Origin of the sequence: Carboxylicivirga sp. M1479, assembly GCF_007097485.1 — a bacterium.
Taxonomy (GTDB): Bacteria; Bacteroidota; Bacteroidia; order Bacteroidales; family Marinilabiliaceae; genus Carboxylicivirga.
In genome coordinates this window covers 15,679-32,154 of the sequence record NZ_VKDE01000043.1, presented here as the reverse complement: position 1 = coordinate 32,154, position 16,476 = coordinate 15,679, and the positions used below count along the sequence as shown (strand labels likewise).

General features: G+C 37.5%; 11 protein-coding genes. 2 read left to right on the top strand and 9 right to left on the bottom strand.

From position 1 onward, the window contains the following. The first annotated feature begins 564 nt into the window (after positions 1-564). Entirely contained in the window at positions 565-1,209 is a 645-nt protein-coding gene (locus FNN09_RS19625) for a Crp/Fnr family transcriptional regulator (RefSeq protein ID WP_143304193.1), read from the top strand. 102 nt (positions 1,210-1,311) lie between these two features. Here FNN09_RS19625 and FNN09_RS19620 read toward each other — a convergent pair whose 3' ends face one another. After that, on the bottom strand, positions 1,312-2,088 hold the full coding sequence (locus tag FNN09_RS19620; RefSeq protein ID WP_143304192.1) for an SDR family oxidoreductase: 777 nt from the start codon (positions 2,086-2,088) through the stop codon (positions 1,312-1,314). A gap of 142 nt (positions 2,089-2,230) precedes the next feature. Here FNN09_RS19620 and FNN09_RS19615 point away from each other — a divergent pair, with 142 nt between their 5' ends. Beyond that, the gene (locus FNN09_RS19615; RefSeq protein WP_143304191.1) at positions 2,231-2,959 is read left to right on the top strand and encodes an SOS response-associated peptidase; all 729 of its coding nucleotides are present in this window, start codon (positions 2,231-2,233) and stop codon (positions 2,957-2,959) included. Here FNN09_RS19615 and FNN09_RS19610 read toward each other — a convergent pair. From FNN09_RS19610 to glgP, 8 genes are all read right to left on the bottom strand, one after another. Further along, the gene (locus tag FNN09_RS19610) at positions 2,956-3,300 is read right to left on the bottom strand and encodes a TM2 domain-containing protein (RefSeq protein ID WP_185969079.1); all 345 of its coding nucleotides are present in this window, start codon (positions 3,298-3,300) and stop codon (positions 2,956-2,958) included. The two genes, FNN09_RS19615 and FNN09_RS19610, sit on opposite strands and share 4 nt — an antisense overlap. 11 nt (positions 3,301-3,311) lie before the next feature. Further along, a complete protein-coding gene (locus FNN09_RS19605; RefSeq protein ID WP_143304190.1) occupies positions 3,312-3,611 on the bottom strand; it encodes a DUF2752 domain-containing protein in 300 nt (99 codons plus the stop codon). 151 nt (positions 3,612-3,762) lie between these two features. After that, a complete protein-coding gene (locus FNN09_RS19600; RefSeq protein ID WP_143304189.1) occupies positions 3,763-5,121 on the bottom strand; it encodes a peptidylprolyl isomerase in 1,359 nt (452 codons plus the stop codon). A gap of 294 nt (positions 5,122-5,415) precedes the next feature. Next, complete coding sequence (locus FNN09_RS19595) at positions 5,416-6,276, bottom strand: hypothetical protein (protein ID WP_143304188.1); 861 nt, start codon at positions 6,274-6,276, stop codon at positions 5,416-5,418. 44 nt (positions 6,277-6,320) lie between these two features. Continuing rightward, positions 6,321-8,225 carry a peptidylprolyl isomerase gene (locus FNN09_RS19590; protein WP_143304187.1) on the bottom strand — a complete coding sequence of 635 codons (1,905 nt, stop codon included), beginning with the start codon at positions 8,223-8,225 and terminating at the stop codon, positions 6,321-6,323. 110 nt (positions 8,226-8,335) lie between these two features. Then, positions 8,336-10,036: an alpha-amylase family glycosyl hydrolase gene (locus tag FNN09_RS19585; RefSeq protein ID WP_143304186.1), complete on the bottom strand. Its 1,701-nt coding sequence runs from the start codon at positions 10,034-10,036 to the stop codon at positions 8,336-8,338. A gap of 1 nt (position 10,037) precedes the next feature. Next, a complete protein-coding gene (locus FNN09_RS19580; protein ID WP_143304185.1) occupies positions 10,038-12,044 on the bottom strand; it encodes an alpha amylase C-terminal domain-containing protein in 2,007 nt (668 codons plus the stop codon). Between the two features lie 180 nt (positions 12,045-12,224). Further along, positions 12,225-16,448, bottom strand: a complete 4,224-nt coding sequence (gene glgP, locus FNN09_RS19575) for an alpha-glucan family phosphorylase (protein ID WP_143304184.1) — start codon at positions 16,446-16,448, stop codon at positions 12,225-12,227. Positions 16,449-16,476: the final 28 nt, after the last annotated feature.

Here is a 16,476-nt window from a genome sequence, read left to right as displayed (position 1 = left end):
CGAATAATAGCCTCCATATCTAGCTTTAAAACAAAATACCAGCTCAACTACAGCCTCTCAGCGGTATAGCATATTAACAAACGCGATTCAATTTTAAAACATAAAAAAAGAGGATGCCGTAATTTTGGACACCCTCATTACTTATCTATGTTTAATATGTAACATTAAATATTTATTTTAGACAATTACATTTATACAATAACGTATCTATAATAGGCTTCTACTTTTTATCATTAGAGTAAGCTATAAATAAGCTATATACCTTATTAAAACCGATATCCCATCTTCAATAAAAGAACACAGTCGATTAACACAAGTAAGCAACTACTAGTGCAAAATAATTCGCGAATTGCTTCAAAAGAGACAGCTTCGTAAATAGCTTTATTCATAAATAAAGATCCCAAATAGAAAAAAAAGTTATGCCATTGTCACCCTATACGAGTATATGAGTGTCTATAGAGTACAAAAGGTTTAAGTTAAGAGGCACTTTTCTGGCGAAATCTGGTGTCTCTTTTTTTCTTATTCCATGTCCCATTATTCGTATAACCTAGAAAATGTACTCCGATGGAAAACGTTATGGAAAACAATGGTCAGTTATTTACTTCATTTGATAAATGTTCGATGTACCGTAGTGGCGAAACCATTTATGATGCCAACAGTAAATCAAGAACTGCTTATTTGGTTAAAAAAGGCATGGTTAAACTATATAGCATTGGCGCTAAAGGCACAAAACAAATTGTACGTTTAGTACGCGAAGGCGAAATTGTTGGCTATTATTCGCAATTCACAGACCAACCGGAAGTTACAGGCTGTGAGTGCATGATCAATTCAGTTTTATGTGAATTATCAAACAACAACTTAGAATATGCCTTTAAAACAGATAGTAACTTAGCTTTTTCAATGCTACAAAAGGCTTGCTCTGAGATGAAAGACACATGCACATCCATCATCGACATGAGTCAGAAAACAGTTCGCGGACGAGCAGCGAACATCTTAATCAAACAAATGAACCTGTTTCAGGTGAAAGAAGGCGAACAATTTCCCTTGCGCATATCCAGAACCGATATGGCGAGTTGGATTGGCACATCCAAAGAGTCCGTTAGTCGATCACTCAATGATTTTCTACGTGAAAAACTAATAGACATGGACAAGGACACCATAAAGATCATCAATATAAAAGGGCTAAAACGAGTAAGTATTATTAGTTAATTCCCGATTCATCAATTCCGATTATTGACTTTCTTAGTCACAAACATGTTAAACAACAAATCCGCCTAACGCAAGGCGGATTTGTTATTTTAACATGCTGCATCAAACTGTTTGCATCTTACGCATTTGCGATAGCATCATTTTCTTAGGCATAAAAGGAATCATGGCCATCATCATCTTTTGTGAAGTCGTAAGGCCTGAAATTACATCTAGCTTACCTTTCATCATAGCCGCATAACCTGCTTTTGCCACTCCCATTGAACTAACTGCAGTTTTAAACATCTCCGTTTTATCCATACCTGAACGAGAGCCAAAATCCGTTTCCGTAGCTCCAGGCATCAGGTTGGTTACTGTCACATCTGTATTATGTAATTCCTCGGCAATAGCATTACTAAATGAGGTAACATATGCCTTCGTTGCAAAATAAACAGCCTGTAATGGCCCTGGCATTAAACTGGCTGTAGATGAAACATTAAGTACTTTACCTCTATTTCTTTCAAGAAAATCGGGCATAAACAAGCGGGTTAACAGTGTTAGCGTTGTCACATTAAGATTTATCATTTGCATTAACAACTCTGGATTTTGCTCATTAAACTGTCCTAAACCACCAAATCCGGCGTTATTTATAAGAATATCAATGTTTAAACCAGTTTTTTTAACCTCATCATAAACCTCTTGTGCAGCAGTAAGCTTCGTTAGATCCTTTACCAATACTAATACCTTAATACCGTACTTAGATTCCAACTCCGACTTCACTGTATCCAATTTATCTTTGCTTCGGGCTACAATAACTAAATCGCCACCTTTACTAGCGTGTATCTCTGCCAAATCCTTACCAATACCTGTTGATGCTCCTGTAATTAAAGCTGTTGCTTGCATATTTTAGATTTTAATTTGATAACAAAACTAATTCTAATACAAATGTTCTGTGTATACATTTTACCGATTGATGTATATAAATCACTTTCATTCATATAATCAACAAATACAGTCCTTAAGTGTTTGATTAATAAAACAAGTCATGTGTTATTCAGCTAAATTTCTAATCGAAAAAGCTTTAAAAAGAGCGCGGCACTACGGTGTATCTGAAGATATAAAACGATACGAAAAGGAGTTAAAACGCTTTAAAGATCACGAAAAGGTTTCAGGCTTTACGCACCCAGAAGTAATCATATACACGAACGAAAGACCACATCATCCTATTTTGTCGTTTTGGGGATTAATACCTAATTGGGTAAAAAACACAAAACAGGCCAAGGATATCTGGAACAAAACACTGAATGCAAGAGGAGAAACAATTTTTGAAAAGCCATCGTTTAAGGAAGCTTCAATGCACAAACGCTGTTTAATGCCGGTTGCTGGCTTTTATGAGTATCATCATAAAAATAAAGGCACGATTCCATATTACATCACAAGTAGAGATAACGAACCGTTAATGCTTGCTGGGTTGTGGAGCGAATGGCTTGACAATTCCTCTGGCATCAATACTCATTCATGCACTATTATAACCACAACAGCCAATGCCATGCTGACTACAATTCATAATAACCCCAAACTAAAGGAAGCTCGTATGCCAGTTATTCTTAGCCATGAGGATGAAAATGCTTGGTTAAAGGCCTCCTCTCAACAAGGCATATCAGATTACATAAAGCCTTATCCGCAAGAGTTATTAAAAGCAGAAATATATAATCCAATAACAACAAAAGCCCCAACCAGTGGAGCTTTACCGTATATCTTTGATGAAGACTAGCCTAGTAGTATCTTCACTTCGCGAGCCACTTGCTGATTGTGTTCAAAAGCCAGGTTTTTATGATTTACCACATCAACTATGGTACCAATAAAACATAAACCTGCTGTAAAAAAATACAAGATACCCATACCAATATGGTTAATAAAAAAACGATGAATACCAGCAAACCCAAAAAACCCGAGTAATGCAGTCAATAAAATCGTTTGAGAGTCTTTGCGACGTCCTCGATAAATAAGAATGAAGTTTTGAGCTTGCTCTTCATTCATATCCTTCATCAGCGAATCAAGAAAAATAGCTTCTTCGCCTTCTACTTCTGGCAATAAGGTGTAAATTTTGTTCATAGTCTGTTTTTTTAACGTGTTATGGTTATGCCTCTTTTCAAGATGCTGACTGATCTATAGACTAACACAATAATAGCAACAAGTGCTAAAGGGTGTGATTGCCAAGATTCAATTAACTGGCCATGAAATAAGTATGTTATTGCATGCCCTAATCCGCAACCCGGACAAAAGTCAAAACCTAAATTTTTAAAAATACAAAGTGTGTAATGCGATGCATCATCAGGTGATGATACGGCTAGTGAAACAAGGGCGATTAACCAAAAATAAGCTTCTAAATGGGAGTTTTTGAACTGATAGGTTACTCGTTTCACACCTTACATAATTGCAATAATTCAAATTTAAACATTTTTATCACCTCATGTACATATGAACCTGTTTTTTTTCGTCCAAAATGTATCAATCACAAAAAAAAGCTCTGGAATAAAATCCCAGAGCTTCAATTGATATAATATTTTAAAGCTGCTACTTGGTGATCCAGTTGCTATATTCGAAATCACAATTTACCCATTTTTCATCAATGGTAATATAGGTATCAAGCTGCTTGGCGATAATCCATTTATCTAATGTTTCTTTTCGCATGCTATTTTCTAACATGGATTGTAACAATTGATAATCTTCTTTTAAGCTGGCTTTATGCGGAGGAGATTTTCTTTTAAGCTTAAGCAGTCTGAATGTTTCTTTTCCTTTACGTTCATCTAACATAAAGAAAGATTCAGACATCTCTCCTTCTTTCAAATTCTGCAACTCTTTATTAATGGCTACTGGTATTTCAGACATTTGAAATTTTGCCGTTCCACTTTGAGGATTTACCATTTGTCCGCCACTTGTACGTGAGTCTTTATTCATTGAGAAACGCAAGGCAGCCTCTTCAAAAGACATGGTTTCATCAACTATTAAACCTCTGATGGTATCCAATGTTGCTTCAGCTTCTTTGCGAGCCTCATCATTAATTTTTGGCTTAATTAGAATGTGTCGACAATTAATGCGCTCTCCTTTACGATCAATCAGTTGAATAATATGGTAACCGAATTCAGTTTCAACAATTTTTGATACTTTCTTTTTATCCTGCATATTAAAAGCCACACTTGCAAACTCAGGCACTAAACTAGAACGTGGCATCCAGCCTAATTCTCCACCTCGTGTAGCCGATCCTTTATCCTCAGAGTATAATACAGCTAAAGTAGCAAAATCTCGCCCCTCATTCACTTGCTTTTGAAACCCTCTCAACTGAGCCTTTACGCGATCTACTTCTTCCTGGTCTACTTTCGGATGCAACACAATCTCTTGTAATTCGTATTGTGTTGGCACCATAGGCAAACTATCTTTTGGCAAGTTTCGGTAGTATCCACGTATATCAGCAGGGGTAACATTAATGTCCTTCGTAATTTCTTGTTGCATACGCTGAGTTAGCATTTGTGTGCGCACCATTTCCATTTGATCGCGCTTAATTTGCAACAGCGACTTATTAAAATATTCTTCTAGCTTCTCTTTATCTCCTATTTGAGAGATAAAATAGTTCACACGCTGATCAACCTGGTTCACAACTTCGTTCTCTCCAACTTCAACACTATCCAGTTCAGCCTGGTTTAATAGTAACTTACTAATCAAAGCTTGCTCAAACAAATGGCACTTTAAATCGCCAGCATAATTGGCACCCTCAACTAAAGCCTGTTCATACTGATGCTCAATATCGGATTTAAGAATAGCATTATCACCCACTACAGCAATTACTTCATCAATGACATTGGTTTGCGCCTCAACTACTTGGTACGAGATAGTTAACGCTAATAATAATGTACTTATCTTAATGAATTTCTTCATACTTTTAATTTTGTATATCTTTTTCTTATTCAAGTCTCAAGATGCACTTGCCATTAATTCTCTCCAACAAATTATGGCATCTTAAAAAGGCAATTGCAAACCTACATAATTTTTTGCTGCAATTATCAATTGTAGTGGAGTTTTTAGCCACTTAGGAGTTACAATAGATACTCCTCAAAAGCCCATGATTAAATCTTGTTGATTCGGCTTGAAAAATCATTTTAAATTTAACGAAAACACTCGAATTAAATCTAAAGTTGCTCCAATGGCATCAAGCCATTTCTTACCTTGGATTTAATAAAAAGTGATATACTTTCCTTTCAAGGCTTCGTCATACAAATCCTTTTCAAGCTGCTTTATAAATTCAAGCCTCTTTTTATTTAAAAGGATAGCTTTTACTTTACTCTCAACAAAGTCTAAGGGAGCCACCTCACCGCTCATTTTATAGTCTTTAATCGACAAAAAGTATTGATATAAAGAATCTGTTGTATGATAATAGTTATTGTTCCGAATAAAACGCTCTGGACGATTTAAGGCCACTGGCAGGCGTTTGTTAATATTCTGCATAGTTAACCAATGATCAAGAAACACTTCATATTTTTTCGCATTCTTAAAGCAATAGGCTTCTAAGGCTACAATGTCCTCAGCCTCATCTGATCGATACAACTTTTCTACATCATCAATATTTGGCGCCGACTTTGGCACAATAACAAAAACTCCTTTTATTACAGGCTCTGATAGTTTAAAGTTATCAATCATATCGTTGTAATACGATTTAATTTCGGAACTGGTGATTAAGGGACTATATTTCTGTTCCAACAACTTCTGCTGATATTGGTGGATTAACAACGAACGACGATACTCTTCCAGTAATTGTTCAACATCCTTTTCGCCAGGCGTAAGGTTTAACTCAGCCTTACTCAATAACAATTCTGAACGAATCCACCTGTTAATAAAATCCTGTGCAAAAATGGCGCTATCTTCTTTCGACAAACTGTTTGGCACCGCATCGTACACTTTCCCTTTGGTTAACACCGTGGAATTAATGCGTACCAAAGGTTCAGCTTGCTCTTGTTCACCATTTACCTTACAGGCACTAGTGAGAAAAATAGCAAACAGCACAAAAAGGCTGGCAAATACATATTTTTGATTCATGAAAACACTTTTTAATCAAATAATTTGCCGAAAGTATAGTATTGTTACTTAATTACAAAAGTATTTACCTCTGGTTTAAACTTTTCATGTAGTGAGTTAATCCATTCTTTCTCTAACTGCTCCTGATAATCAGAAATAACACGCCCTCTTACCTCATCAAGCATCTGAGTACTTTCTGCTACTTTTGTTCCTTGCGTGAATAAGTATGGATAATTGACATTGATAACACTAGCTTTTTCTTTCCAAATCTGGGCATCTAACTGCACTTCATCACCTTTAAAAAAACGCCCTTCTTTCAATAAGATATTATCTTTTAATTCAGCACTTAATGAGTCTAATACCAGTTCAGGTTGTTTCTTTAAAGCTTTTTTCAACTGTTTCAGTACTTTTTTTGATTTGCAATAATATAGTTGCCCTTCAAAATGTTCGTCCAGAATATAATTCGAACTATTGTGTTCGTAAAATGAAGCCAAACCAATACTATCGTTTGATGCTTTGTTCCAAATTTCCTTTTGACTAATCTCAAAAATTAATAAACCATCGTGGTATTCGTTCATCAGAAACTTAAATTCTGGATACTTCGCTTCCAATTGACTCTTCTCATATGCAAGCAATTCGTCTTCAACATAAGCATCCCACACTTGTTGAAAATCAGCATCGCTTAAACCTTTTTCAGGCAAATTAAACGGAAAGGCTTCATTGGCTATCTTCTCAGAATCAAAAACTACATCAGCGAATGAGGCAACTTTTAAAGAAGCATCATTTATCTTTTTAATGAAAGCCTCTTTTTCCAATTGACTATTCTTAACTACAATTTGAGTCAATTGCTGATAATCATTAGCATTAACCGTGTAATTATATTCATTTTTTAATCGCTCAACGGTCGCCTTTTTTCCAGCAAAAGCACGCTCATCGCGCTTTATCTTTTGCATAATTTCATCCTTGCATTCATCAATTGGTTTAACAGGGCGACTATCTAAACGCTGAATAATGTGCCAACCAAACTGTGTTTTAACGGGTTGAGAAATATCGCCATCTTTTGCCAAACCAAAGGCTGCATCACTAAATTCAGGCACCATTCGCCCCGAACCAAACCAAGGAAGCTGTCCTTTATTGGCTACTGTTTGTTTATCATCAGAAAACTGCGCTACCATCTCATCAAACGACTCACCATTCATTAACTTACGATGAATAGAATCAATTGCGATCTTAGATTGGTTTTGAATTTGCTCGTTGGCTTGATAGGGAAAAGCCTTCATAATGTGAGCAACTAATATTTCACCTTGGTTTTTTCTCTTGTTATGAACTTTAATCAAATGGTATCCAAATGAAGTACGCGTTATGTCCGACACTTCACCAACAGGAGTATTATAAGCCGCCTTTTCAAACGGATATACCATCATAAAAGCACCAAAATAACCCAAATGACCACCGTTCTTTCCAGAGGGCCCCTCAGAAAACTCAATAGCCATCTGTTTGAAATCCTTTCCTTTGCTTAACTGGCTTTTTATTTTAGCCACCTTGTTATAGGCCTCTAATGTATCTTTTGGGCTTGGCGATTTTGGCAGTTTGATAAGAATATGTGATGCTTCAATCTCATACAACATGTGTTGATAAGCTTCTTCAACAACTTCTTCAGTTGCCTTTTTATCATTTAAATAAGGTTTAGCCAGCTCGTCTCTATAATAATTTAATTCTTGCTTAAAGCTACTCAAAGTATCATACCCTTGTGCCATTGCTTCGGCCACCTTAAGTTTATAGTTGACAAACAGGTCTACGTATTCATTTTTACTGACAGGCTCTTGGGTTAAAGCATTATTTTTTTCGAAAATATAATTGAATTCATCAACTGAGAACTGCTGATTTTCAATAGATAAAATAACATTATCCTGAGCAAGAGCTCCTACCATAGTAAGGCTCAATAATACTAAGCTTAATAAACGATTCATTATACTAAAGCACTTTAATTATAATTGACGACTATAAGAACGCTTGTAAAAATAGTTTATTATAGTAAAATGCAAGAATATTGTTTTGCAAAGAACAATATTCCATCTAATCAGCTGGAAATATCTAAAATTTGATATCCGAATGCGGGAATGATAAGTTTTAAACCATCATTTATTAATTCTTCGCTACCTATACTACTAAGCTGTTGATCAGCAATATTTGCAAAGCGAACTAAAATAGGCCTTGGGATATCTAAAATTTGTAAGGCATCAGATGGTATTTTTAAATGAACATGCTGCGAGGTATCATCAAAGTTACAAATGATTAATAATTGCTGGGTTGAACTATAGCGTATGAAGGCATAACATCGGTGTTTATTAAACAAACCAACATCATTATTTTGCCACATTACATCGTAGAACAAGCCGTCTCGAATGGCTGGTAATTGGGCATATTTGAACATATCAGCATAGGCTTGACGTAGTTGCTTGTGTTCATCTGACAAAAGTGCACCATCAAATGCGCCATTGTTCATCCACTTTTGGTGTTCGGGCATATTCCAATAATCAAAAATTGTCGTACGTCCATCATCGCCACTAAATCCTGAAATACCAACAGCCTGCTCTCCATGTTCCTGACCATTATATAGCATTACGGGTCCCTGATGTAGGAATGTTGAAAGAGCCATTGCAGGAATTGCTCTTTGGGGCTGACCAACAAAATGATGCGATGCAATACGTTGTTCGTCATGATTTTCGAGAAAACGCAGCATGTTTTTATCTATTCCCTGTAGGTTTTGCCAACATTCTGAAATAGCAGTGGCCGACTTATTATGACACATTACCGATCGCAAGGTATCATACAAGCCCACCTTATCATACAAGTAATCAAAGCCTCCACATTGAATATAGGATTGGTACAGCTTAGGATTATAAACCTCAGCTATAAAGCACATCCAAGGGCTGATTTGTTTAATTTGAGGAATTAACCAAGCCCAGAACTCGACAGGAACCATTTCCACCATATCACATCGAAAGCCATCAACACCCAAGCTGTTCCAATAGCTAAGCACATCTTTCATCTTCAGCCATGTATCAGGTATAGGATCAAAGTGTTTTGTACCTCCATTTTCGTAATCAACTCCGTAATTAAGCTTGATGGTTTCGTACCAATCGTTCACATCTGGCTCCGCTACAAATCGATCATTGCCAGTAACTTTAGCAGGCGTTTCTTCATAATTACATTCGGGAAACCTTTGCGTTAGTTCAGTTGGCAATTGCAAAGTGCTAGATGGTAGGTAGTAGAAGTTATTATTGGCAGAAAAAGCCTTGCTATGATCGTCATGAACACCAAAATCATCTATGTATTCTGGTTTCATATCAGACTTATACTCTCTTGCCAAATGATTAGGTACAAAATCAATTATTACCTTTAAACCTTGAGCATGGCAACGTTTAACTAATTCTTTAAATTCTGTCAAACGTTCACTTACATCAGTGGCAAGATCTGGGTTAACGTCGTAATAATCTTTTATAGCATATGGCGATCCTGCATTGCCTTTTATAAGCAGTGGGTTACCATCTTCAATACCATTTGCGGGATAGCCTTTTACAATTGCATGCTCAATAACTCCCGTTAACCAAACGTGCGTTACCCCCATCTTTTTTAGTTCGGATAAGGCAATATCATTAATGTCGTTTAGCTTACCACATCCATTTTCATCTCTGCCACCATTAACTATTAAATTGGTGCTTTTATTACCAAACAAACGTGGAAATAACTGATAAATAACTAGTTTTTGAGTTTCCATTTTAGAAAATGCGTTTTGGTGGAGTATGTTTTAACACAATAGCCGTCCGGCTTGGTAAGTACAGGTGTAATCGGTGGCGATTGGAAAGCTGAGCCTCTGGTCGCGAAAAATAATCTTTTTCTCCATCAACACGACTGTATCCACCAAACACCTCGTCATCGGAATTTAATACCACATTGTATTTTCCTGCTGGTGCAGAAACACCATAAAAGGTAAATGATTCACTTGGATTCATATTAAAAACAAAAAGTAAATCTTTTCGCTTTATAGCCAACACCTGATCAGATACATTCGCCTCCATACACTCAATAAATTGCTCGTTAATAAACAATTCTTTTTCCTGCAGTCGAACCATCGCTTTGTCAAAAGCCCCCAATTGCTCAAAGCGTAAGTTAGAATTATCAACCAGACTCCATTGGCGGCGTGCATGTTTATAGGACCAATCATTTCCCTCGCGTGGAAAATCAATCCACTCGGGATGCCCGAACTCATTACCCAAAAAGTTAAGATAGCCATTGCCTGCACAGCAAAACGTAATCAAACGGATGATTTTATGCAAAGCCATACCTCTATCAACTATCAAGCTTTTATTCGATTTATCCATGCCCCAATACATATCAGCACCTATCAATCGAAAAATAATAGTTTGATCACCCACTAAGGCTTGATCATGAGACTCGGCATAACTGATGGTTTGCTCCTCAATGCGCTTGTTGGTTAATTCATAAAATATATTGCCCACATCCCACTCTTCATCTTTCTTCTCTTTGATTAACTTAATCCAATAATCAGGTGTTCCCATGGCCAGACGATAGTCAAAACCCAAACCACCTTGCTCCATAGAAGCCGTTAAGCCAGGGTAAGCACTCATTTCCTCTGCAACGCTGATAGATGCAGGATTAATTTGCTTCATCAGCTTATTTGCCAGCATAAAATACGTAATCGCATCTTCGTCCTGTCCATTATCGAAATACAAATCGTATGATGTAAAATCGCGAGATAGTCCGTGATCAAGGTAAAGCATGCTCGTAACACCATCGAAGCGAAAACCATCAAACTGATACTCATCCATCCAATACTTGATGTTGGACAAGAGCAAATGAAGTACCTCATCTTTAGCATAGTTGTAGCACAAAGAATCCCAGGCAACATGCTCACGCCTCTCTTCAGCATGAAAGAACTGATAAGGAGAACCATCGAACCACCCAATTCCTTCCAACTCATTTTTTACCGCATGCGAATGCACAATATCCATTATCACATTAATGCCCAAGCCATGCGCTTCGTCAACCAACGCTTTTAATTCATCAGGCGTACCAAAGCGAGACGATGCGGCGAACAAACTGGATACATGGTAACCAAAAGAACCATAATATGGATGCTCTTGTATAGCCATGAGCTGTATCGTGTTGTAACCAGCTTCTTTAATGCGCGGCAGCACATTTAATCTAAACTCATTATAGGTCCCAACGCTCTCCTTTTCGGTGGCCATTCCTATATGTGCTTCATAAATCAATGGCACTTTGTGGTTTCTGGTTTTTGCAGTGTGTTGCCATTGAAAAGATTGCTGTGGTTGCCATACCTGAGCAGAAAAAACTTTTGTTATTTCATCCTGTATTACACGAGTGGCCCAAACTGGAATGCGCTCACCAGAACCTCCAGGCCAATAAATTTTGAGTTTATAAATATCCTTATGCTGGAGGATGGACTTGTTAATGAAGAGCTCAAAATTACCATTCTCTTTTTTTTGGAAACAAAACTCATCACGTTCTTTCCATTCGGAAAAGATCCCAATCAAATAAATTTTTGAGGCATTGGGCGCCCATTCCCTAATTACCCATTGCTCGTTGTGCGAATGAATGCCATAATAATTATGTCCGTTGGCAAAGTCGTACAAAGAGCTTGAAACCAAATCCTGTTCCTTAGCAAAGGCTTTCTCAGTTCTTCTATTTATAAGACTTTCAAACGGCTGCAATAAAGCATCCTGACGGGTTATGTGCGTAAGCATAGGCTTATTGGAAAAGCTATTAAATAAATAAGACACAAAAACTCAAGTAAAAAAGCTCGTGCACTTGCTTTAACTATTTCAACTCTCAACCTCTCGATGATTAAGCAAGAGGTCGAGATAAAGTTATTAGGATATTACAATTAGCAATATCAACAAATACGGGTTATAAATTCAGAAGAACTAAATCCATTTCACATATGAAAAATCCTGACGGTGCGCTAAAGTAGGATTACATGCATAAACCCTAAAACCAAAGTCAAAAACACCAGGGTCTTCCAATTCCAGATCCAACTCATAAAATGCCAATGAATCCACTTTTCTTACTTGCGAAAACTTTTCGGTGGTAATTGGCCCCGACTCTTCGTCGTTAGCAGTTGTACGAATTACCAGCTCCACACAGATATTCTCATCTATTAGGTCTTTCAAATCCAGAGCTACCTCCATGTGATAAGATTCTCCTGATAAATATTTATGCTTAGGTGTACTAGGTGCATCTACAGACACTACTTCTATTTTATCCCACGAGTTAAGAATCCGTTGTTTCCATTGGGTGATTGATTTGGCCATTTCATAATCGTTCAAACGCACTTTTTTAAGACGCTTAAACATCGGCTCATAAAAACGCTCTTTATAATCGTCCATCATACGTTTAGTGGTGTAATCAGGAGCAATATCAGCGATGCAATTTTTGATGTACTTGACCCAATCAACAGGTATATTATTCTCATCTCTTTTATAAAAGAGCGGAACAATATCATTTTCAAACATCGAATAAATCGTTTGAGCATCCAACTCATCCTGATAAGCCTGGTTTTCATAGGTACGCTTTTCAGTTAATGCCCAACCGGCTCCTTTTCGATAACCCTCTAACCACCATCCATCAAGTACACTAAAATTCATCACACCATTCATCACGGCTTTTTCGCCCGATGTACCAGATGCTTCCAGTGGTCGTGTTGGGGTATTCATCCAAATATCAACACCTTTAACCAATTTCTGTCCTAGCTCCATGTCGTAATTCTCAAGGAAAAGTATCTTCCCAACAAACTCTGGACGACGTGACACATCGACTATTAACTTAATCAGATCTTGACCTGCCTTATCCGCGGGATGTGCTTTCCCAGCAAAAATAAATTGAACAGGCTTTTTGGGGTTATTCAGTATTTTCGATAATCGCTCCAGATCGCTAAACAAGAGGTGCGCTCGTTTATATGTTGCAAAACGTCGAGCAAATCCAATAGTTAAGGTGTTTTCGTCAATCGAATCAAGGATATCAACCAGACTCTTTGGGTCTTCATAGCGGCGAATCCAATTACGATGGAAGCGATCTTTGGCATAATCAATAAGCTTCTTTCGCAATTTTGTTTTGGTTTCCCAAACTTTATCATCGTCTATATCGTGAATTTTCTCCCAATAACTCTTGTTCGACAAATCATTAATAAATCCCGTTTTAAACTCACGCTCGTAAAGACTGCGCCACTCTTTGGCCGTCCAGGTAGGGTAATGGACACCATTGGTAACATATCCTATGTGTAATTCCTCAGGAAAATATCCATCGTATAAATTATTGAACATTTCTTGCGAAATTTTACCATGTAACCAACTTACCCCATTCATAGCAATTGAAGTATGAGCAGCCAGGTTACTCATCGAGAATTTCTCGTTATCATCCAATGGATTAACGCGACCAAGTGCCAAAAACTGTTCCCAAGTGATGCCCAATTCCTTTGGTATATAATACAAATAATGGCGTATCATATCTGGTGCAAAAGTATCATGACCAGCTGGCACAGGCGTGTGAGTCGTAAATAAAGAGGACGTGCGCACAATTTCCATGGCTTCGTCGTATGAATAGCCTTCAATTCTCAGTTTTCGTAGGCGCTCAACATTAATAAGCGCTGCATGCCCCTCGTTACAATGAAAAATATCGGACTCAATTCCCAATGCATCTAAGGCTCTGATTCCTCCAAGGCCAAGTAATATTTCTTGTTTGATGCGATTATCCCAATCTCCTCCATACAACTGATGGGTTAAACCTCTATCCTGCTCGTCATTCATATCTGTATCTGTGTCGAGCAAATACAGTTTTATTCGACCTACATTCACTTCCCAAATCATTGCCTTTACGGTTCTTCCCTCCAAATGGAAATCAATCGTTGTTGGAACGCCTGCATTATCGCGAACCAAGCGAATGGGTAATTGAGAAAAACGTTGAGCATTTAATTCAACCAATTGCTCGCCATTTAAAGACAGGCGCTGAGTGAAGTAGCCGAATTTATACATAAAACCAACAGCCACCATGTTTACGTTGGAATCACTGGCTTCTTTTAAATAATCACCCGCCAAAATACCCAGCCCACCAGAGTATATTTTCAGGTTATCGCTTAAGCCATACTCCATACTAAAATAGGCGATATGTGGCTGTTTCGCATTGGGCTTAACGGCCATATATGCTTTAAAGTCGGAATAAACAGATCCAAACCGAGCAATAAAATTTTTATCTTTTTCCAGCTCATTAATTCGTGAGCTTGTCACCGTTTTCAGTAAAACAATTGGATTCTTTTTTACCTTAACCCATAATAAAGGATCGATGGATTCAAACAAGTCAATGGCTTGATAATTCCAACACCACCATAAATTTTTTGACAATTCCTCTAACCCTAATAACTCCTTAGGAAGGTTTGATTCAACTACTAATTTTCGCCACTGAAGTTGATTACTTTTGGCCACTTGTAATTGATTATTTTCTGTTATATCGATTCCCTTATCCATGTTATTTTTTATTGCAATTTCGTATGCTTTATGATAATACCCAATGAAATTCTTCCACAATGCCTTTTCAGCTATACTGCGGGCATCTTCTCGTATTTTTTCTATTTCAACACTATTATGGTGCGAGAAAGCCTTAAGGTAGTTGGCAATGTTGCGTGTGAGTTCTTCGGTATTTGAATCGCTGCGATGAAGCACCTCAACACCACCCTTGCCATCGCCCTCAAAAAGCGTGACCCACTTACCAAAACCTGCCAAAGATGTAGTTAAGGTAGGCACTCCAAAAGCGACACTTTCCATTGGCGTATAGCCCCAAGGCTCGTAATAGGATGGAAATACCGAGAGATCCAAGCCCATAAGCAAATCATAGTACTCTTTATTAAAGATACCGTCACTTCCGTTAAGGTAGGTTGGCACAAAGATGATTTTCACCTTTTCATTGGCTCCATTGGTAAAACCAATCTCCTTTATTTTATTTAGGATGGGATCGTGATCCACATTTCCCAGATAATGAGTTAAGAAAGGTGTAACAAGTGTTTCACCTGCCTGTTTATTCTCCAGTTTCTGTTGTAAATCGCGACGAGGCCCTCGCTGATCTCCCGGGATAAGAAAAAAGGCAACAAGCTCACGTTCATTCCCATAATCACGATTCAATTCTCCCAAGGCATCCAGCAATACATCAATGCCTTTATTTTTAAATTCGTAACGCCCGCCTGTACCAATAAACATGGCATTTGGCGCCAGCTTATATCCCAATAATGCTTCGGCTACCTCACGCAAATGTTTTTTTGACTCTGCACGTTTCCCTTTTAAATCATTAGGTTTTGGTACAAAGTCATCTTCAAAACCATTGGGCAATACTACATCCACCACACGGTTATAAAACTGCTTACACTCTTTTGCCGTAATCTCACTCACAGTTGTTAAACAGTCAGCTGCCAATGCAGCTTTCTTCTCCAAAGAACATTTGGCTGACACATTGTACTGTTTTGTCTTCTCAATAGTATCAAACTGGTAAAGTTGATCATACAAAGCTTCATTATTACTTGCCAAAACACGTCCAAGCATCGTTGCATGAGTCGTGAAAATGGTGGCCACCTCAGGCATATGATGCTCAATATACAAGCAGCCTGCTCCTGTCATCCACTCATGAAACTGTGCAATTACTTTCTCGCGAACAGAAATATTCTCTTTCACAAAACTCTCAATAAGCTGACCTGCTGCATAACCAAAAATAGCAGGCTCGTGGTAATCAATATCACCGTACAAGGACTCTAGACCATATACTTCCCACATTTTTGCATAGAAAGCATCTTTATTTTTTAGCAAAGGCTTAAAATCGATCAATATCACCATAGGCCTGCCAGGAATTTTCCAGCGACCAATTCTGATTGGCAAACCTAGTTCAATTGCCTTTCTCTTCCAATCAGGATAAAGCTTTTCATCTTCCTCAAACTCTTTATCGCGATGTTCTGAGGAATTAAAATCAGGACCGATATATATAATGTTATCATTGAACTTTTGCTTGAGCGATAATACTTTGGTAGAAATAACGGTATGAATTCCTCCTACTTTATTACAAACTTCCCAGCTAACTTCAAAAATAAAATCCGGGTTTGGCTTTATTTTATTCATACACAAAATATTTAGTATTTGACAGTTT